Origin of the sequence: Massilia oculi (assembly GCF_003143515.1) — a bacterium.
Taxonomy (GTDB): Bacteria; Pseudomonadota; Gammaproteobacteria; order Burkholderiales; family Burkholderiaceae_D; genus Telluria; species Telluria oculi.
The window spans coordinates 903948-922641 of sequence record NZ_CP029343.1 but is presented as its reverse complement, the minus strand read 5'-3'; the positions used below and the strand labels follow the sequence as shown (position 1 = coordinate 922641).

The 18694-nt window shown below is 67.3% G+C and carries 16 protein-coding genes and 1 pseudogene; 12 read left to right on the top strand and 5 right to left on the bottom strand.

Annotated elements, in window-relative coordinates; genetic code table 11:
- Positions 1–9: 9 nt before the first annotated feature.
- The 8 genes from mdcA to DIR46_RS27590 all read left to right on the top strand — a co-directional run bounded on the left by mdcA (position 10) and on the right by DIR46_RS27590 (position 6371).
- Entirely contained in the window at positions 10–1689 is a 1680-nt protein-coding gene (mdcA, locus tag DIR46_RS04305; protein ID WP_109344134.1) for a malonate decarboxylase subunit alpha, read from the top strand.
- A gap of 10 nt (positions 1690–1699) precedes the next feature.
- Positions 1700–2026, top strand: a complete 327-nt coding sequence (mdcC, locus tag DIR46_RS04300; protein WP_109344133.1) for a malonate decarboxylase acyl carrier protein — start codon at positions 1700–1702, stop codon at positions 2024–2026.
- Positions 2023–2922, top strand: a complete 900-nt coding sequence (locus DIR46_RS04295) for a biotin-independent malonate decarboxylase subunit beta (protein WP_109344132.1) — start codon at positions 2023–2025, stop codon at positions 2920–2922. Before mdcC ends, DIR46_RS04295 begins: the two co-directional genes overlap by 4 nt.
- 2 nt (positions 2923–2924) lie before the next feature.
- On the top strand, positions 2925–3641 hold the full coding sequence (locus DIR46_RS04290; protein WP_109344131.1) for a biotin-independent malonate decarboxylase subunit gamma: 717 nt from the start codon (positions 2925–2927) through the stop codon (positions 3639–3641).
- A complete protein-coding gene (gene mdcG, locus DIR46_RS04285) occupies positions 3625–4305 on the top strand; it encodes a malonate decarboxylase holo-[acyl-carrier-protein] synthase (protein WP_162819431.1) in 681 nt (226 codons plus the stop codon). Before DIR46_RS04290 ends, mdcG begins: the two co-directional genes overlap by 17 nt.
- A gap of 14 nt (positions 4306–4319) precedes the next feature.
- The gene (mdcB, locus tag DIR46_RS04280; protein WP_109347898.1) at positions 4320–5180 is read left to right on the top strand and encodes a triphosphoribosyl-dephospho-CoA synthase MdcB; all 861 of its coding nucleotides are present in this window, start codon (positions 4320–4322) and stop codon (positions 5178–5180) included.
- A gap of 1 nt (position 5181) precedes the next feature.
- A complete protein-coding gene (locus DIR46_RS04275; RefSeq protein WP_109344129.1) occupies positions 5182–6111 on the top strand; it encodes an ACP S-malonyltransferase in 930 nt (309 codons plus the stop codon).
- Positions 6112–6242: 131 nt separating this feature from the next.
- Positions 6243–6371, top strand: a complete 129-nt coding sequence (locus DIR46_RS27590) for a hypothetical protein (protein ID WP_282433175.1) — start codon at positions 6243–6245, stop codon at positions 6369–6371.
- A gap of 188 nt (positions 6372–6559) precedes the next feature.
- On the opposite strand, the pseudogene DIR46_RS04270 reads toward DIR46_RS27590, so the two are convergent.
- Positions 6560–7710, bottom strand: a pseudogene (locus DIR46_RS04270) (GNAT family N-acetyltransferase).
- Between the two features lie 64 nt (positions 7711–7774).
- Here DIR46_RS04270 and DIR46_RS04265 point away from each other — a divergent pair.
- The gene (locus DIR46_RS04265; RefSeq protein ID WP_109344128.1) at positions 7775–9823 is read left to right on the top strand and encodes an NAD(+) synthase; all 2049 of its coding nucleotides are present in this window, start codon (positions 7775–7777) and stop codon (positions 9821–9823) included.
- A gap of 24 nt (positions 9824–9847) precedes the next feature.
- Positions 9848–10186 (top strand): P-II family nitrogen regulator, encoded by a 339-nt coding sequence (locus DIR46_RS04260; protein WP_005669566.1) that lies wholly within the window; start codon positions 9848–9850, stop codon positions 10184–10186.
- 46 nt (positions 10187–10232) lie between these two features.
- Here the strand turns inward: DIR46_RS04260 and DIR46_RS04255 are convergent, their stop codons facing one another.
- A complete protein-coding gene (locus DIR46_RS04255; RefSeq protein ID WP_005669569.1) occupies positions 10233–10838 on the bottom strand; it encodes a trimeric intracellular cation channel family protein in 606 nt (201 codons plus the stop codon).
- A 104-nt stretch (positions 10839–10942) separates the two neighbouring features.
- Here DIR46_RS04255 and DIR46_RS04250 point away from each other — a divergent pair, with 104 nt between their 5' ends.
- Complete coding sequence (locus DIR46_RS04250) at positions 10943–12037, top strand: DUF1176 domain-containing protein (RefSeq protein WP_109344127.1); 1095 nt, start codon at positions 10943–10945, stop codon at positions 12035–12037.
- On the opposite strand, the gene DIR46_RS04245 is transcribed toward DIR46_RS04250, so the two are convergent.
- The 3 genes from DIR46_RS04245 to trxB all read right to left on the bottom strand — a co-directional run bounded on the left by DIR46_RS04245 (position 11983) and on the right by trxB (position 16007).
- Complete coding sequence (locus DIR46_RS04245) at positions 11983–14169, bottom strand: ATP-binding protein (protein WP_109344126.1); 2187 nt, start codon at positions 14167–14169, stop codon at positions 11983–11985. The two genes, DIR46_RS04250 and DIR46_RS04245, sit on opposite strands and share 55 nt — an antisense overlap.
- A gap of 164 nt (positions 14170–14333) precedes the next feature.
- A complete protein-coding gene (locus DIR46_RS04240; protein ID WP_109344125.1) occupies positions 14334–15011 on the bottom strand; it encodes a Smr/MutS family protein in 678 nt (225 codons plus the stop codon).
- A 27-nt stretch (positions 15012–15038) separates the two neighbouring features.
- A complete protein-coding gene (trxB, locus tag DIR46_RS04235; protein ID WP_109344124.1) occupies positions 15039–16007 on the bottom strand; it encodes a thioredoxin-disulfide reductase in 969 nt (322 codons plus the stop codon).
- A 217-nt stretch (positions 16008–16224) separates the two neighbouring features.
- On the opposite strand from trxB, the gene DIR46_RS27585 reads away from it, so the two are divergent.
- On the top strand, positions 16225–18681 hold the full coding sequence (locus DIR46_RS27585) for a DNA translocase FtsK (protein WP_109344123.1): 2457 nt from the start codon (positions 16225–16227) through the stop codon (positions 18679–18681).
- Positions 18682–18694 lie beyond the last annotated feature (13 nt).

Below are 18694 nucleotides of genomic sequence, written 5' to 3'. Positions count from 1 at the left end.
GAAATCAACATGAATCAAAGTGAATCGCAGGCTGACCTTCGCTGGACCACCCAGCAACGCAACCGAGGCGATCGCCTGGCAAGAGTCCAGGCGGCGCTCGGCGGGGCGCTGGACGGCAAGGTCGTCCAGGCCGCGCACATCGTCGACCTGCTCAACGCCGTGCTGGAACCGGGCGACCGGGTCTGCCTGGAGGGCAACAACCAGAAGCAGGCCGATTTCCTGGGCAAGGCGCTGACAAAGGTCGACACCGGCCGCGTGCATGACTTGCATATGCTGCTGTCGGTGCTGTCATTGCCCGAACACCTGGACGTGTTCGACAAGGGGATCGCCTCCAGGCTCGACTTCTCGTTCTCCGGCCCACAGGCCGGCCGCCTGGCCAAGCTGGCGCAGGCCGGCAAGCTCAATATCGGCGCGATCCACACCTACCTGGAGCTGTTCGCGCGCTATTTCATCGACCTCACGCCGCGCGTGGCGCTGGTGGCGGCCGAGATGGCCGACCGCGAGGGCAACCTGTACACCGGCCCGAACACCGAGGACACGCCGGCCATCGCCGAAGCGACCGCCTTCAAGAGCGGCATCGTGATCGCCCAGGTCAACCGGATCGTCGACAAGCTGCCGCGGGTCGACATCCCGGGCGACTGGGTCGGCTACGTGGTGCAGTCGCCGACTCCGTACTACATCGAGCCGCTGTTCACGCGCGATCCGGCCCAGATCTCCGAGATCCAGGTCCTGATGGCGATGATGGCGATCAAGGGCATCTATGCCGAGTACGAGATCGAACGCCTGAACCACGGCATCGGCTTCGACACCGCCGCCATCGAGCTGCTGCTGCCGACCTATGCGGCCAGCCTCGGCCTGAAAGGGAAGATCGCCCGTCACTGGGCGCTGAACCCGCACCCGGCACTGATTCCGGCGATCGAAGCCGGCTTCGTGGAATCGGTGCATTCCTTCGGCTCCGAACTGGGCATGGAAAAATACATCAGTGCGCGGCCGGACGTGTTCTTCGTCGGCCCGGACGGCTCGATGCGCAGCAACCGCGCCTTCTCCCAGGCGGCCGGCCACTACGCCTGCGACATGTTCATCGGCTCGACCCTGCAGATCGACTTGCAGGGCAATTCGTCGACCGCGACACTGGGCCGCATCGCAGGTTTTGGCGGCGCGCCGAACATGGGCGCCGACGCGCGTGGCCGGCGTCACCCGAGCAAGGCCTGGCTCAAGGCCGGCGAACAGGCGCGCGCCGGCCGCAACGTGATCCCGCGCGGGCAGAAGCTGGTGGTGCAGATGGTCGAGACCTTCCGCGAGCATATGGCGCCGGCTTTCGTCGAGAAACTCGATGCCTGGCAGCTGGCCGAGCAGGCGAACATGGCGATCCCGCCGGTGATGATCTACGGCGACGACGTGACCCATATCCTGACCGAGGAGGGCATCGCCAACCTGCTGCTGTGCCGCACCGAGGAAGAGCGCGAGCAGGCGATCCGCGGCGTGGCCGGCTACACGCCGGTCGGGATGGGGCGCGACAAGCGCATGGTCGAGAACCTGCGCGACCGCGGCATCGTCCAGCGTCCCGAAGACCTTGGCATCGACAAACGCATGGCGACCCGCGACCTGCTGGCCGCCAAGAACATGAAGGGCCTGGTGCGCGCGTCCGGCGGCCTGTACGATCCGCCGAAGCGCTTCAGGAACTGGTGAGGAAACAAACATGGAAACGTTGAAATACCGTTTCGAGCAGGGCAGGCGCTCGCTGGCCGGCATGCCGCAGCTGGTGGGCGTGGTCGGCTCGGGCAATCTCGAGGTATTGATCGAGCCGTCGCCCTTGCAGGGCGCGTGCGAGATCGAGGTGCGCACCGCGGCGGTCGGCTTCGGCGCCACCTGGCAGGCAGTGATGGCCGATTTTCACGAGCGCTGGAGTCTCGCCGACGCGCGCATCAGCATCAACGACATGGGGGCCACGCCGGCCGTGGTCAGCCTGCGGCTGGACCAGGCGGTGGAATCGCTGACTGGCGCATTTTCAAAGGACGTGCCATGAGCAGTTACCAGGAATTGACGGCGCGCCAGCGCATCCCGGCGATGTTCGACGCCGGCAGCTTCGAGGAATTCCTGCCGCCGAGCGAACGGGTGGCGAGCCCGCACCTGGCCCAGCTCGACGCGCCGGTGTCGTTCGACGACGGCGTCGTCGTCGGCCGCGGCAAGCTCGATGGCAAGCTGGTGTTCGGCGCCGCGCAAGAGGGCGGCTTCATGGGCGGCGCGGTGGGCGAGGTCCATGGCGCCAAGCTGGTGGGCATGCTGCGCCGCGCGATCGACGAGCAGGCGCACGCGGTGCTGCTGCTGCTGGAATCGGGCGGCGTGCGCCTGCACGAAGCCAATGCCGGCCTGATCGCGGTGTCGGAAGTGATGCGCGCCATGCTGGATGTGCGCGCGGCCGGCATCCCGGTGGTGGCGGTGGTGGGCGGCGCCAATGGCTGCTTCGGCGGCATGGGCATCGCGGCGCGCTGCGCCAACACCGTCATCATGTCCGAGGAAGGGCGGCTGGCCATGTCCGGCCCCGAGGTGATCGAGACCGCGAATGGCGTGGAGGAATTCGATTCGCGCGACCGCGCGCTGGTATGGCGCACCACGGGCGGCAAGCACCGCTACCTGCTGGGCGATTGCCAAGTGCTGGTGGCGGACGAGTCGGACGCTTTCCGCAAGGCCGCCATCGATGCCATCGCCGACCTGCGTGGCGGCGAAGTGCGCCTGACGCTCGAAGGTTTGCTTGCCGAGCAGGCCATGCTGGCGCGGCGCCTGGACGACAGCGCGGGCCTGGCCGAACCGATGGACGTATGGAAGAAACTGGGCGTCCCGGAGCCGGCCAGGGTGCCGATGCTCGAAGCCGACGCCTTCCTCGACATGGCGGCGCAATACCGCGCCACAACGGGAGATTGACGATGGATTGGCAACTACTCACGACCCAGCTTTTCCCCGGCGGTCACGACATCGTCGAACGCGATAACTTTTTATCGGGCACGGCGCAAGTCGATGGCCAGCCGGTCGCCGTGATCGGCACCACCGGCCACACGCCGATCGGCATCGAGATCGCGCTGGCCCAGGCGCAAGCCATCCTCAGGACCGTGCAGGAGCATCCGGGACGACCGATCCTGATCCTGGTCGACACGCAGGGCCAGCGCCTGCGCCACCGCGACGAGATGTTGGGCATCAACAGCTATATGGCCCACCTGGGCAAGTGCGTCGACCTGGCGCGCCGCCAGGGCCATACCGTGATCGGCCTGGTGTACGACCAGGCGCTGTCGGGTGGTTTCATCACCAGCGGCCTGATCGCGAGCGCCTGCTATGCGCTGCCGCAGTCGACGATCCTCGTGATGGGCCTGCCGGCGATGGCGCGCATCACCAAGGTGCCCGAGGAACGCCTGACCGAGCTGGCCAGGGACAATCCGGTGTTCGCGCCTGGCCCCGAAAACTATCTGCGCATGGGCGGCCTGCACGGCATCTGGGAAGACGATCTCGCCGGGCAGCTGGTGCGCGCGCTGCGCGACGCCACCGATGAAGACCGGCGCATGGCGCTGGGCCTGGAGCGCGGCGGGCGCCTGCTGGCGCAGCCGGTCGCCGAAGCGGTCCGGAGCGGCGGCCATGTTCGCGCGGCATGACCTGGTGTGGCTGACGCGCCGCGGCTGGCAGCGCGCGCGCGCCTCCGCCCCCGAGGCGGCGCTGGCCGCGCTCGACCGCTGGCGCGACAACGGCTGGCCGGCGGTGGTGCGGCGCGCCGAGGCCGGGATGGCGGCGAACGAGGTGGCGATCGGCTTTCCGTTGCCGCCGCGGCCGGAGGAGGGCGGCAAGCTGAAGTTCGGCTGCCGGGTCGAGCTGTCCGATATAGGCCGCCGCACGCGGGCCTTGCCGCTGGTCGCGGCCCTGGACGCGGTGCCGGAGCAGTGGCGCGACAGCCTGGCCCTGCTCGAAAGCCAGGCCGCGCAGGCCAGCGTCGGCCTGGCGGTGTATGGTTCGGTGGCGCTGGCGGCGCTGACCGGCCAGTACTACCTGACGCCGCACTCCGACATCGACGTGCTGCTGCAGCCCACCAGCCGGCGCCAGCTGATGAAGGGGCTGGACCTGCTGGCCTGGCACGCGGGCATCCTGCCGCTCGACGGCGAAGTGGTGTTTCCCGACGGGCGCGCGGTGGCCTGGAAGGAGTTGCGCGCAGCCTTTGCCAGCGCGCCGGGCGCGCGCGTGCTGACCAAGGGACTGCACCGGATCGCGCTGGTGCTGCCCGAAGAACTGATCGCGAAGCTGGAGGAAGAGACGTGCCCGAATTGATTGTCCTGCAAAAGATGCCGGCACCGCGTCCGGCGGCCGTCCCCGGCGAGCGCGCGTTCTGCCAACGCATTGCGCGCCTGGCCGTGCGCAGCCTGTACGCCGAGCTGGTCCTGTATCCGAAGCCGGGCCTGGTCTCGCTGGTCGACAACGGCAGCCACGCCGACATGACGGCCGCGACCTTCTTGCGCAGCATGTTCGCGCTGCGCCGCTTTTTTTCGGACATCACGCACGCCGGCATGCATGACGCGCCGTTCCACGCGCTCAAGCGGCTCGGCATCGATGCCGAAGCGCGCATGCTGCGCGCCACCGCCGGCATCAACACCCACCGCGGCGCGATCTTTTGCCTCGGCATGCTGTGCGCAGCGATCGGGCGCTGCCACGCCAGCGGCGCGGCCCTTACGGCAGGCAGGGTGCATGCGACGCTCCTCGATGGCTGGGGGCGCGAACTCGGCGCGCACAGTGTCGACGCGGAGGCGCATTCGAATGGGTCCCGTGCGCGGTCGGCGTATGCCGCGAGCGGCGCACGCGAAGAGGGCGCGCGCGGTTTCCCGTCGGTCTTCCATGTCGGCCTGCCGGCGCTGCGCCGCACCCTGGACGCTGGCCGCGGCATGCGCGCGGCGCGCATCGATGCGCTGTTCGCCCTGATGGCCCGCATCAGCGACACCAACGTCTACCATCGCGGCGGCCCCGAGGGCGCCTCGACGGTGCGGCGCCAGGCGCGCGCCTTCGTCGCGCGCGGCGGCACCGCCAGCCCCGATTGGGAAGCGCGGGCGCGGGCCTGTCACCGGGACTTTGTCGCCGCACGCCTGTCGCCGGGCGGCGCGGCCGACCTGCTGGGCGCGGCCTGCCTGCTGCAGGCCGTGACGGTCGGCTAGCATGGCGGGTCGGCTCGCCATCCTGTGCCCGGGACAGGGCGCCCAGCATGCAGGCATGTTCGACCTGGCGCGCATGGACCCTGGCGCCAGCGGCCTGCTGGACGAATGGTTCGGCGACCCGCAACTGGGTCCGGTGCTGCGCGCTTCGGTGGAGAGCGAAGAAGGTTTCGTCAACCGCGTCGCGCAGCCGTCCATCGTCGCGGCGACCCTGGCGATGTGGAGCGCCTTGGGCGCCCGGCTGCCGGAACCTGCGCTGGTCGCCGGCTACAGCATCGGCGAATTGTCGGCCTATGGCGTCGCCGGCGCGCTCGATCCGGGCGATGCGGTGAAGCTGGCCGTCGAACGCGCGCGGATGATGGATGCGTGCCTGGAAGGCGGGGAGGCGCAGGCGATGGTCGCGCTGTCCGGCATGCCGGATGGGAGCGTGGAGGCGCTGCTGGCCCGCTTCGGCTTTTATCCGGCGATCGTGACCGGCGACGATGCGCTGGTGGCCGGCGGTCCCGCCCGGCACGGCGAGTCGCTGGCGTCAGCGGCGCTGGCGGCCGGTGGACGCGCGACCGTGCTGCCGGTGGCCGTGGCCTCGCACACGCCGCTGCTGCAGGACGCCGTCGCGCCGTTCGCGGCGCTGCTGGAGAAGCAGCGCTGGGCCGCGCCGGGCTTCCCGGTGCTGTCCGGCATCTCGGCCGAGCCCGTCACCGATGCGAAGAAGGCAATACGGGAGCTGCCGCGCCAGATTGCCGAGCCAATCCTCTGGCGCGAATGCATGGACGCGTGTGCCGAGGCTGGCGTGACGGTTGCGCTCGAACTGGGTCCCGGCGCCGCCCTGGCCCGTATGTTGCAATCACGCCACCCCGACATCGCCTGCCGCTCGGTCTCCGAGTTCCGTTCGCTCGACGGGATCTATAGCTGGCTACAGAGGCAGCTCGATTAACATTCACAAAGCTGATGTCTGGTATTGTTACTCGGAATTGGAAGTTCGTCCGGGTCGCCTATATAACTCTTGCATAGCAGTCGTTATCGTAGGCGCCGTCGTTGTCGGCGGTGCAATTCAGGAGTCGGAACGTGAAAAAGATCGTCAATGCCCTCGTCGCTGCCGCCGGCAGCCGCGCCAGGACCATCATCCGCAAGCAGGCCGAGGCCGGCATGCCGTTTCAGGAGAATTTCCGCAGCAATGCGGGTGGCTGGAACTGAGCATCACTTGCCGCCGAAACATCGGCGGCCATGAATGAAAAAGCTGATCCGCATCGCGGGCCGGCTTTTTTTTCGTCGGTACCGCTGATCGCGAACCCGAGGCGCCTGGAGCGCGCCTCCCGATCGGGCGCGCGCCATGGCGGCGACCAGGTGCGTCTCGACGGCGACGCATGGGCTGCCGACGATGTTCAGCGCGTCCGGAACGGGTTGCGTTCGTTCAGCTCATCCATGTAATCGTCGATCCCGCCCGCCTCGCGCTCCAGGAAGCGCTCGACCGCATCGGCGAACGACGGATGCGCCAGCCAGTGCGCCGACCAGGTGCGGGTGGGCAGGAAGCCGCGCGCCAGCTTGTGCTCGCCCTGGGCGCCACCCTCGAAGGTGGCGATGCCCTGCTCGATGCAGAACTCCAGTGGTTGATAGTAGGCGGCCTCGAAGTGCAGGCAGGGCACGTGCTCGAGCGCGCCCCAGTAGCGGCCGTACAGCGTGTCCGCGTCGTGGATCACCAGCGAGGCCGCGATCGCCCGGCCTTCCTTCTCGGCGATCACGAGCAGGATATTGTCGGGCATCGTTGCCCCGATGCGCAGGAAGAAATCCAGGTTGAGGTAGGGCGTCGAGTGGTGTTCGCGGTAGGTGTTGCGGTAGCAGCGGTTGAACAGCACCCAGTCCTCGCGCGTGGCGTCGACGCCGCGGACCCGGCGCATCGTCACGCCGGCCTCCATCACCTTGCGCCGCTCGGCGCGGATGTTCTTGCGCTTCTTCTGCTCGAGCGTGGCGAGGAACTCGTCGAAACTGCGGTAATTCTGGTTGAGCCAGTGGAACTGTACGCCGCTGCGCAGCAGGAAGCCGGCGTCGCGCAGCTGCGCTGCCTCGTCCTCGGGCGGAAACAGCACGTGGGTCGACGAGACCTCGGTCGCCTGCTGGGTGGCGCGCAGCACGTCGACCAGGGCGGCACGCGCCGCGGCATCGCGCGCCAGCAGGCGCGAACCGGCCACCGGGGTAAATGGAATGGCGCTCAGGAGTTTGGGGTAATAGTCGAGCCCATGGCGTTGATACGCGTCGGCCCAGGCCCAGTCGAACACGTATTCGCCATACGAGTGGCCCTTGACGTACAGGGCAGGGCGGCGGCCAGCACGTCCCGCTCGTCGAACAGCAGCAGGAATTGCGGCTGCCAGCCCGTCTCGGGCGAGGCGCTGCCGGATGCGTGCAGCGCATGCAGGAAGGCGTAGGAGAGAAACGGCGTCGGCGCCGCCTGGGCCCGGACCAGTGCGTCCCAGGAGGCCTGGCCGACTTCGGACAGATCGGAAACGATATGCGTGCGATAATTCAAAATTGCTTCCATTGACGAGGTGAGTGACGACAGGCACCGATGCAGCCTCGACCTGTCTCACTGCGAAGATCATTTTATGAACAGCCCATTCTTCAATCTCTATTCGCACCATTTCGCCCGCGTCGCGGTGGCCATTCCGCGCGTGCGGATCGCCGACCCGGCATATAACGTCGAGCAGACCATCCTGCTCGCGCGCCAGGCTGCCGGGCAGGGCGCGGCCCTGGTCGCATTCCCCGAACTGGGCCTGTCCGCCTATACCTGCGACGACCTGTTCCACCAGGAAGCGCTGCAGCGCGCCTGCCTCGAGGGCCTGGCGGCCATCGTCGAGGAATCGAAGACGCTGCCGCTGGCCATGGTGATCGGCATGCCGCTGCGGGTCAACCACATGCTGTTCAACTGCGGCGTCGTGGTTGCGGGCGGCAAGGTGCAAGGCGTGGTGCCAAAGAGCTTCTTGCCTAATTATGGCGAGTTTTACGAATCCCGGCAGTTCACCCCCGCGGATTGCGCGGTGGTCGACCAGATCGACCTGTTCGGCGCGCTCGTGCCGTTCGGCCCGAACCAGCTGTTCGAGGTCGCCAACTTGCCGCTGCTGCGCTTCCACGTCGAGATCTGCGAGGACGTCTGGGTGCCGGTGCCGCCATCCTCGTTCGCGGCGATGGCCGGCGCCACGGTGCTGGTCAACCTGTCGGCCTCGAACGTCGTGGTGGGCAAGAGCGGCTACCGCCACCAGCTGGTCGGCCAGCAGTCGGCGCGCTGCATGGCGGCGTATCTTTACACATCGGCCGGCCGCGGCGAATCGACCACCGACATGGCCTGGGACGGCCAGTCGCTGATCTACGAGAAGGGCGAGCTGCTGGCCGAGTCCGAGCGCTTCGCCGACGATTCGCACATCATCTATGCCGACGTCGACCTGGACCGCCTGTCGACCGAGCGCATGAAGACCACCACCTTCGCCCAGTCGGTGCGGCGCCATGCGGCTGAAGTCTCGAACTTCCGCGTCATCGGCTTCGAGCTCCAGTTGCCGTTGGAGCGCACCCTGCCACTGGCGCGCACGATCGAGCGCTTCCCCTACGTGCCGGCCGACCGCGCGCGGCGCGACGAGCGCTGCACCGAAGTCTATAACATCCAGGTCCAGGCCCTGATCCAGCGCCTGTCGTCGAGCGGCATCCAGAAAGTGGTGATCGGCGTCTCGGGCGGGCTGGATTCGACCCATGCGTTGCTGGTGTGCGCGAAAGCCATGGACCGCCTCGGCCTGCCGCGCACCAACATCCTGGCCTATACGATGCCGGGCTTCGCGACCAGCGGCCGCACGCTGAGGCAGGCGCGCGACCTGATGGCGGCGGTCGGCTGCAGCGCGCGGGAGATCGACATCCGCCCGAGCTGCATCCAGATGCTGAAGGATCTCGGCCATCCCTACGTCGATGGCAAGGCCGAATACGACATCACCTTCGAGAACGTGCAGGCGGGCGAACGCACCAATCACCTGTTCCGCCTGGCGAACTTCCACAACGGGATCGTGATCGGCACCGGCGACCTGTCCGAGCTGGCGCTGGGCTGGTGCACCTACGGCGTGGGCGACCATATGTCGCATTACAACGTCAACGCCAGCGTGCCCAAGACCCTGATCTCCTACCTGGTGCGCTGGGTGGCCGAGACCGGCGACGTCGTGGGCAGCCAGGCGCAGGTGCTGCTCGACATCCTCGACACCGAGATCAGCCCCGAGCTGGTGCCCGGAGGTGACAAGGACGACAAGCCCGCGCAAAGCACGCAGGACCGGATCGGCCCCTACGAGCTGCAGGACTTCAACCTGTTCTACACGCTGCGCTACGGCTACAAGCCGAGCAAGACTGCCTTCCTGGCGTATTCTGCCTGGCAGGATCGCGAACTTGGCCGCTGGCCCGAGGAGCTGGGCACGCGCAACCAGTATGACCTTGGCGCCATCAAGCGCAACCTGTCGATCTTCCTGTTCCGCTTCTTCAAGACCAGCCAGTTCAAGCGCTCCTGCGTGCCGAACGGACCGAAGGTCGGCAATGGCGGCTCGCTGTCGCCGCGCGGCGACTGGCGCGCGCCGTCCGATTCCGAGGCCACCGTGTGGCTGGACGACCTGGCCAACATCCCTGATTAACCCGTATCTGAAAGGACCTGCACCATGAAACAGATTACCTGCGTGATCAAGCCGTTCAAGCTCGACGAAGTGCGCGAAGCGCTGGCCGAGGTGAACGTGACCGGCCTGACCGTGACCGAAGTGAAGGGCTTCGGCCGCCAGAAGGGCCACACCGAGCTGTATCGCGGCGCCGAATACGTGGTCGACTTCCTGCCGAAGGTGAAGATCGAGGTGGTGGTGGACGATCCGATGGCCGAGCAGGTGGTCGACGCCATCATCAAGGCCGCGCGCACCGGCAAGATCGGCGACGGCAAGATTTTTGTGCAGAACGTGGAGCAGGTGATTCGTATTCGTACCGGCGAGACGGGCGCGGACGCGGTGTAAGCACGTTCGGGGCGGCGTTCACCGCCCCATTCTTACCGCCCCATCCTTACCGCCCCATCCGCATATCGAACTTCCACGTCAGCAGCCGCAATCCGCTGATGAACAGGCAGCTCGACCACAGCGCGAAGTCGTGCGACACGCCGTATTTACCCATCAGCAGGAACAGCCAGTTGCCGAGGAAGGCGCAGATCGCATACGGCTTGCCGTCCCGGAATACCATCGGCACCTCGTTGCAGACGATGTCGCGCAGCACGCCGCCGAAGATCCCGGTGATCACGCCCATCATCGAGGCGATGAAGATCGGCATCTCGGCCGCCAGCGCGGCCGACGTGCCGGCGATCGAGAACAGGCCCAGTCCCACCGCGTCGGCGACCACGATCAGGCGTTCCGACACGATCTGGCGCAGCGTGCGGATCAGGGGCGACGCCACCAGCGCCAGCACGAAGATCGCGATCGCGTATTCCTGGTGCGTGACCCAGAACAGCGGCCGCTTGTCGAGCAGGATGTCGCGCAGGGTGCCGCCGCCGAAGGCGGTGATGAAGGCGACCGTGAAGACCCCGACCAGGTCCATCCGCTTGCGCCGCGCCTCGATGAAGCCGGAAAACGCGCCGACCAGGATCGCCATGATTTCGATGAACTTGATGAGGGTCATGCAGCAGCGGGAAGCGGGAAGTGTTGTTAGACTACCATGCGCTTGCAGACTTACGTAAGGTAAATCTTCAGCGCCACCAACGACGAGAGAAAGCCCGCCCGCGCATGCGTATCGCCACCATATTCCTGGCCGCCCTGGCCGGCGCCAACCCCGCCAATCCCCTATGGGCAGCCGAGTTGCCCAAGCTGTCTTTCCAGCACCACGACTGGGAACTTGCCTGCGACAACACCCGCACCTGCCGCGCCGCCGGCTACCATGCCGAGGAAGGCCGTCACCGGCCGCTGTCGGTCCTGCTGGAACGCAGGGCAGGGCCGGCCGAGGCGTTCGCCGTCAGGCTGCGGCTGGGCGATGCCGACGATGGCATCGACCTGCCCGCATCGCTGGCGATGCAGGTCGACGGCCGCGCGCTCGGTACGGTCGAGCTGAAAGGCGAGGAGTCGATCGGCAGCCTGAGCCCTTCCCAGGCCCAGGCGCTGCTGCGCGCGGTGGCCGGCGCCGGCAAGGTGAGCTGGCGCGCCGGCGGCCGCACCTGGACCTTGTCCGGACGGGGCGCGTCGGCGGTCCTGCTCAAGATGGACGAGTTCCAGGGCCGCCTGGGCACGCCGGGCGCCGCCATGCGCAAGGGATCGAGGCCGGAGCGGGACGTGTTGCCGCCGCTGCCGGCGCCGGTCGTCACGGCGGCGACGGTCGCGGCTGGCGAGCTGGCGCCCCCAGGCAAGGAAGAAGAACGGATCCTGCTCGCGACCCTGCGCAAGACGGCCGGCAACGAGGATTGTGCCGACCTGGAGGCGATCGCCAGCGGCGAGAGCACATTCACCTATGCGCCGCTCACGTCGACGACGATGCTGGTGTCGGCGCGCTGCTGGCGCGGCGCCTACAACGAAGGTCACGGCTACTGGGTCGTCAACCGCAAGCCGCCGTTCTCCCCGCAAGCCGTGACGCAATCGGGCACCGGCTACGACAAGGGCGTCATCGGCGCCGCGCACAAGGGCCGCGGCATCGGCGACTGCTGGGGCCACGACGAATGGGTATGGGACGGCCGGCGCTTCGTGCACACGGCGTCGAGCACGACCGGCATGTGCCGCGGCATCGCGCCAGGGGCGGCTGGACCTTGCCGACGCTGGTCAGCCAGGTGCGGCGCTGATCAGCCGTCGGTCAGCGGCAGGCGCACGGTGAACACCACGCACTCGTTTTCGTAGCGGTAGACGATCTCGCCACTGTGCTCGCGCACGATCTGCTGCGCGATGTACAGCCCCAGGCCCATCCCGGTGCGGTTGCGTGGATTGTTCAGCGAGGCGCGCTTGAAGGGGTTGAACAGGGACGCCACCGTCTCCGGCGCGATCGGCGCGCCCGCATTCGACACGGCGACCGAGGCCTCGCCGCCCTGCGCGCGCAGGCAGACGGTGATCCGCTGGCCAATCTCGCCGTGGTGACGCGCATTGCTCAGCAGGTTCGACAGCACCTGGGCCAGGCGGCCGCTGTCGGCCTTCACCGTGGCCGGGTCGTCGCACACCAGGTCCAGCGGGATCGACGGATAGGCCATGCGCGCCTCATCGATCAGGTCGATCAGCAGGGCCTTCAGGTCGACCGGTTCGAGCGCCACGCCCAGGCCCATGCCGCGGTCGATGCGGCTCATGTCCAGCACCTGGCTGATCATGCGCTGCATGCGGTTGGTGGAGGACTGGATGCGCTTGCCGAGGGTCGGCTGGTTGTTGCCGCTGCCGCCGGCGTTGCCGGTGCGTTCCAGCACCATGCCGGCCATGTTGATCGAGTGGAGCGGGTCGCGCAGGTCGTGGCCGAGCATCGCCAGCAGCTGGGCGCGGGTGGCCTCGGTCTGCGAGCGGTGCGCGTTCACCGCCCGCACCAGTTCGGCCAGGGTCAGGCGCGCATTGGCCAGCACGTTCGCTTCCCAGGGATGGGCGCAGCCGCGCACCGTTTCGTGCCAGGCGTCGAACGAGCCGCGCGGGGTGAGCCGCTCGCCCAGCGGGCCGAGCGCGGCGATCTTGCCGGGACGGCCGCCCCAGGCCATGGTATCGATCTGCTCGACGCGCAGCAGGATGCACCAGCCCTGGCCCAGCGGGTCGAAGGGCAGGGCCAGCAGGCCGACCCATTTTCCGAGCCGCTCCTGCAGCGCCTGGGGCCAGTCGGCCTGCATTTCGCGCACCACCAGGTCGTGCTCGTTCGCGGGCAGCGACTCGACGATGGCGCGCGCCAGCTCGTCCGGCAGTTCGCCATGGGCGGCGATCTTGCCGTGCTGGGCGGAGATCATCGCCTGCGATCCGGACGCGGCCATCAGTGCGGTGGCGTGCTGGCCCAGGGCGTCGAGCGGATCGTCGTCCAGCAGCAGCGATTCGATCAGCGCGGTGCGCACCCGCGCCGACTGCTCGGCCAGCGTCGCGTCCTCGCGCGCCTCGATGCTGTGGATGGTCGAGGCGATCACTTGGGCCAGCACGTCGGCCGCCATGCGTACGGCATACGGCACCAGCTTGGGCGCCATGTGGTGGCAGGCGAGCAGGCCCCACAGGCGGCCGTTGATCACGATCGACACGCTCATCGAGGCGCGCACGTGCATGTTCTTGAGGTATTCGATGTGCACCGGGGACACGCTGCGCAGTACCGCGAAACTCATGTCCAGCGGCGTGGCGTCCGGGGCGCCGTGCAGCGGCACCTCGTTGTAGTCCATGTCGGCGATCACGCGCAGGGTATTGAGCGTGTACAGGCGGCGCGCCTGGGCCGGAATGTCGCCGGCGGGATAGCGTTGTCCGAGATACGGCACCAGGTCGCCGCGCTGGCTCTCGGCCACCACGTCGCCGCTGTCGTCGGAGCGGAAGCGGTAGGCCATCACGCGGTCGAAGCCGGTGAATTCGCGCACCTGCTGGACCGCGGAAGCGAGCAGGGCGTCGATGGTTTTCTGGCGGCGCAGGCGGTCGATCAGGCCATGCGCCTTGATGGCGAAGCGGGACACTTCCTCGCTCGACGTCTCGCGCAGCTCGAACTCGGCAAGGATGCGGCCCTGGTGCGCGTGCACCACGCAATCGTAGTCGGCGCCGCCGATGACCAGGCCGGCGGCGAGCGGCGCGGCGTCCTCGTCGTCCTGCGCGGCGAGGCAGTCGGCAATGGCCTCCAGCGCCGCCTGCGGCAGGGCGAGCGCGGTGTACGGCATGCCCAGATATGGGACGATGCCGAGCATCGCCGGGGCGTTGCCGCTCCAGCCCGCGAGCTGGCCATCGTTTTGGAAGAACAGCAGCGCCCCATGGGGCTGGATGGAACCCGGGATATGGATGGGTTCGTCAGCGCAGGACAGCAGGTCGACCTGGCGTCCGTGTTCCATTGGAACTGCTTGCGTTGCCTTCAATACACATCCCCTTTTTCGGTAATCCGGAAGCGTCCGGCGTCAAGGCATTCTACAATCAACGGACGAATTTCGGCCGGTTTGCCACTCTGAAACGGAATATTGTCACACGACATTCACCCCGGCGTCTATCCGGCGCAACATCAATCGTGCAGAGCGGGGCGCAGCAGGGCGATCAGGGCGCCATGGCCGCCGTCGGCGCGGCCGGCGGCGCAGAAGGCGATGACTTCGTTCTTCTGCACCAGCCAGCTGTGCACGATGCTGCGCAGCACCGGTTCGCCCTTGGGCGAACCGTAGCCGATGCCGTGAATGATGCGCACGCAGCGTACCCCGCGCCGGTTGGCGCGGTGGAGAAAATCGGTAAGGGCGTCGCGCGCGCCGTCGCGGGTCAGGCCGTGCAGGTCGAGTTCGTCCTGGATCGGCCAGTGGCGCTTGCGCAGCTTTTTCACGACGTCGGGGCCGACGCCGTCGCGGGCATAGCTCATGGACGGGTCTTCGTCGAGCATGCCCTCGACGTCGAACAGGTCGGACAGTTCATCCGACATCGAGGCGCGCAGCACGTCCGCCGTTTCTTCCTCGGGACTCAGCTGCGCGCGTGCACGGGCGGCGCCGGGCGCGACGTACACCGGGCGGTGCACGTAACGGTCCGATTCGGGCAGCTTGTGCACGCCTTCCATCGAGGTGCGGAATTCGACCGCCCGCTCGCGCGCGATACGTTCGCGCTTCTCGCGTTCGGCCTGTTCGATGGCGCGCACGCGCTCCTCTTCCTTGAGCCGGTCGCGCAAGCCTTTCAGCTCGCCGAAATCCTTCATGCCCGCCATCGTTTTGCTACCTTTTTGTTGCGTTGATTACTTTGGATCGTCTTCCAGAGCTTCGAGGTAGCGCTGGGCGTCGAGCGCGGCCATGCAGCCGGTGCCCGAGCTGGTGATCGCCTGGCGATAGATGTGGTCCTGCACATCGCCGGCGGCGAACACGCCCGGCACGCTGGTGGCGGTCGCCATGCCCTCCAGGCCCGACCTGGTCACCAGGTAGCCGCCGCTGTGCATCTCGAGCTGGCCTTCGAAGATGCCGGTGTTCGGCTTGTGGCCGATCGCCACGAACAGCCCGTGCACGTTCAGTTCCTTGGTGGCGCCATCGAGCGCCGACTTCAGGCGCAGCGAGGTGACGCCGCTCTGGTCGCCCAGCACTTCGTCGAGGGTCTGGTTCAGTTCCAGGACAATCTTGCCTTCGCTGACCTTGTGCATCAGGCGGTCGACCAGGATCGGCTCGGCGCGGAACTTGTCGCGGCGGTGGATCAGGGTGACCTTCGAGGCGATGCCGGCCAGGTACAGGGCTTCCTCGACCGCGGTATTGCCGCCGCCGATGACCGCGACTTCCTGGTTGCGGTAGAAGAATCCGTCGCAGGTGGCGCAGGCCGACACGCCGCGGCCCATGAAGGCCTGTTCCGACGGCAGGCCCAGGTACTGGGCCGAGGCGCCGGTGGCGATGATCAGGGCGTCGCAGGTGAAAGTGTGGCTGTCGCCGACCAGGCGGATCGGTTTCTCGTTCAGGTAGGTCGTGTGGATGTGATCAAAGACGATCTCGGTGTTGAAGCGCTCGGCATGCTGCAGCAGGCGCTGCATCAGTTCCGGACCCTGCACGCCCAGCGGATCGCCCGGCCAGTTCTCGACGTCGGTGGTGGTCATCAGCTGGCCGCCCTGCTCGACGCCGGTCACCAGCATCGGCTTCAGGTTGGCGCGGGCGGCGTACACCGCGGCGCTGTAGCCGGCTGGCCCGGAACCGAGGATGAGGACTTTGGCGTGTTTGGTAGTAGTCATGGCGGCGCTCTTTGCTTCACGTGGTTGTGGTGTGGACACACGGCAATTGGGGGCGGCCTGACAGGAATCAAGGGCCCACCGGGGGCTGCCAGAAGGTGTCCAGAGAGCGCCGATTATAGTCGATGATGCAGATGTGCATGAATCGTAGGGGCAACCCGGCCATATATCGCTTAGAATGGGTGGATCGTCGATAGTACTTACTTCCGCAGTACCTGTAATGAGCAAGAATAGCCAAGCCAGCACCTCCGGATACACCCGCACCCAGGCCAGCGCCGCCGCCCGCCGTCCGCTGCCGGGCCGCCTCGCGCGCCTGCTGTCCGAGGCGCGCTGGATCGCCGGCGCCGTCGCCTTCCTGTATTTCGTCCTGATCCTGCTCAGCTACAGCAAGCTCGATCCCGGCTGGTCGCATGCCAATGTCGTGCCGCGCATCGCCAACCTGGGCGGGCGCGCCGGCGCCTGGCTGTCCGACCTGCTGCTGTTCATCTTCGGTTTCTCGGCCTGGTGGTGGGGCGTGATCTTCCTGCGTCAGGTCTGGCGCGGCTGGCGCCGGCTCACCGACAAGCTCGGCACCAAGGTGGAAGAACCGCACCACGGCGAGATGTACGTGCGCTGGATCGGCTTCGCCCTGATGTTCGCCGGCAGCGTCGGCCTGGAATACCTGCGCATGTGGTCGTGGGACGTTGAGCTGCCGCGCGCCCCGGGCGGGGTGCTGGGCCAGTTGATCGGCCACGCGAGCCACGTCGCCTTCGGCTCGACCGGCGCGACCCTGCTCCTGCTGCTGCTGTTCTTCCTGGGCTTTTCGCTGTTCTTCCAGGTGTCGTGGCTGAACGTGGCCGAGCGCATCGGCGCCGTGTTCGATGGCACCATCGACTGGTTCCGCCTGCGCATGGAAGACATCGAGGATCGCCGCCATGGCGAGGCCGCCGCCGTCAAGCGCGACGAAGTGGTGGTTCACGAGCGCGCCAAGTTCACCGAAAAGCATGCCGACAAGCCGATCCCGGTCGTGAAGGCCGAGCCGTCGCTCGAGATGGCGCCTTTGGCGCCGGCGGCTGCCCCGGCGTCAAAGCCCCTGGCGTCGGCCCAGGCGGTCGCGCCAGGCATCAAGATCGAGCCGCAGATGATCAGCGTGCCGAAATCCGAGCGCGCCGAGAAGGAGCGCCAGTCGCCGCTGTTCCAGGATTTGAATGGCGATGCGGGCCTGCCGCCGCTTGGACTGCTGGACGATGCGCCGGCGGCCCAGGAAACGGTGTCCATCGAGACACTGGAATTCACCAGCCGCCTGATCGAAAAGAAGCTGTCCGACTTCGGCGTCGAAGCCAAGGTCGTGGCCGCCTATCCGGGCCCGGTCGTCACCCGCTACGAAATCGAGCCGGCCACCGGCGTCAAGGGCAGCCAGATCGTCAACCTGGCGCGCGACCTGGCGCGTTCGCTGTCGCTGACCTCGATCCGCGTGGTCGAGACCATCCCCGGCAAGAACTACATGGCCCTCGAATTGCCGAATCCGAAGCGCCAGATCGTCCGCCTGACCGAGATCCTCGGCTCCAAGGTGTATGGCGACAGCGTCTCGAGCCTGACCGTGGCCCTGGGCAAGGACATCGCCGGCAAGCCGGTGGTGGCCGACCTGGCCAAGATGCCGCACTTGCTGGTGGCGGGCACCACCGGTTCCGGTAAATCGGTCGGCATCAATGCCACCATCCTGTCGCTGCTCTACAAGGCGGATCCGGCCGACGTGCGTTTGATCCTGATCGACCCGAAGATGCTGGAGATGTCGGTCTACGAAGGCATTCCGCACCTGCTGGCCCCGGTCGTGACCGATATGCGCCAGGCCGGCCATGCGCTGAACTGGGCGGTCAACGAGATGGAGCGCCGCTACAAGCTCATGAGTAAACTCGGCGTGCGCAACCTGGCCGGCTACAACGGCAAGATCCTCGAGGCCGCCAAGCGCGAGGAACACATCCCGAACCCGTTCTCGATCACGCCGGACGCGCCCGAGCCGCTGGAAAAACTGCCGACCATCGTCATCATCATCGACGAGCTGGCCGATCTGATGATGGTCGTCGGCAAGAAAGTGGAAGAGCTGATCGCACGTATCGCCCAGAAGGCGCGCGCGGCCGGGATCCACCTGATTCTTGCGACCCAGCGGCCGTCGGTCGACGTGATCACCGGCCTGATCAAGGCCAATATCCCGACCCGTATCGCGTTCCAGGTGTCGTCGAAAATCGACTCGCGCACGATTCTCGACCAGATGGGCGCCGAGACCCTGCTGGGCATGGGCGACATGCTGTATATGCCGCCCGGCACCGGCCTGCCGATCCGCGTGCACGGCGCCTTCGTGTCGGACGACGAAGTGCATCGAGTTGTAAAACATCTGCAGGAGCAGGGCGAACCCAATTATATTGAGGGCATCCTCGAAGGTGGCACCCTGGAAGAAGGTGGCGCCGACGGCGCGGTGGCGGGCGAGGGCGGCGGCGAATCCGACGCCATGTACGACCAGGCGGTGCAGGTCGTGCTCAAGAACCGCAAGGCATCGATTTCGCTGGTGCAGCGTCACCTGCGCATCGGCTACAACCGGGCCGCCCGCCTGATCGAGCAAATGGAGCAGAACGGCATGGTGTCGCCGATGCAGTCGAACGGCAACCGCGACATCCTGGTGCCGACTGCCAGCGCCGAATAACAATCAAGGAACC

Coding starts and splice junctions, on each gene's coding strand:
- mdcA (WP_109344134.1), top strand. CDS start 10: ATGAATCAAAGTGAATCGCAGGCTGACCTTCGCTGGACCACCCAGCAA.
- mdcC (WP_109344133.1), top strand. CDS start 1,700: ATGGAAACGTTGAAATACCGTTTCGAGCAGGGCAGGCGCTCGCTGGCC.
- DIR46_RS04295 (WP_109344132.1), top strand. CDS start 2,023: ATGAGCAGTTACCAGGAATTGACGGCGCGCCAGCGCATCCCGGCGATG.
- DIR46_RS04290 (WP_109344131.1), top strand. CDS start 2,925: ATGGATTGGCAACTACTCACGACCCAGCTTTTCCCCGGCGGTCACGAC.
- mdcG (WP_162819431.1), top strand. CDS start 3,625: ATGTTCGCGCGGCATGACCTGGTGTGGCTGACGCGCCGCGGCTGGCAG.
- mdcB (WP_109347898.1), top strand. CDS start 4,320: ATGCCGGCACCGCGTCCGGCGGCCGTCCCCGGCGAGCGCGCGTTCTGC.
- DIR46_RS04275 (WP_109344129.1), top strand. CDS start 5,182: ATGGCGGGTCGGCTCGCCATCCTGTGCCCGGGACAGGGCGCCCAGCAT.
- DIR46_RS04265 (WP_109344128.1), top strand. CDS start 7,775: ATGAACAGCCCATTCTTCAATCTCTATTCGCACCATTTCGCCCGCGTC.
- DIR46_RS04260 (WP_005669566.1), top strand. CDS start 9,848: ATGAAACAGATTACCTGCGTGATCAAGCCGTTCAAGCTCGACGAAGTG.
- DIR46_RS04255 (WP_005669569.1), bottom strand. CDS start 10,838: ATGACCCTCATCAAGTTCATCGAAATCATGGCGATCCTGGTCGGCGCG.
- DIR46_RS04250 (WP_109344127.1), top strand. CDS start 10,943: ATGCGTATCGCCACCATATTCCTGGCCGCCCTGGCCGGCGCCAACCCC.
- DIR46_RS04245 (WP_109344126.1), bottom strand. CDS start 14,169: ATGGAACACGGACGCCAGGTCGACCTGCTGTCCTGCGCTGACGAACCC.
- DIR46_RS04240 (WP_109344125.1), bottom strand. CDS start 15,011: ATGGCGGGCATGAAGGATTTCGGCGAGCTGAAAGGCTTGCGCGACCGG.
- trxB (WP_109344124.1), bottom strand. CDS start 16,007: ATGACTACTACCAAACACGCCAAAGTCCTCATCCTCGGTTCCGGGCCA.
- DIR46_RS27585 (WP_109344123.1), top strand. CDS start 16,225: ATGAGCAAGAATAGCCAAGCCAGCACCTCCGGATACACCCGCACCCAG.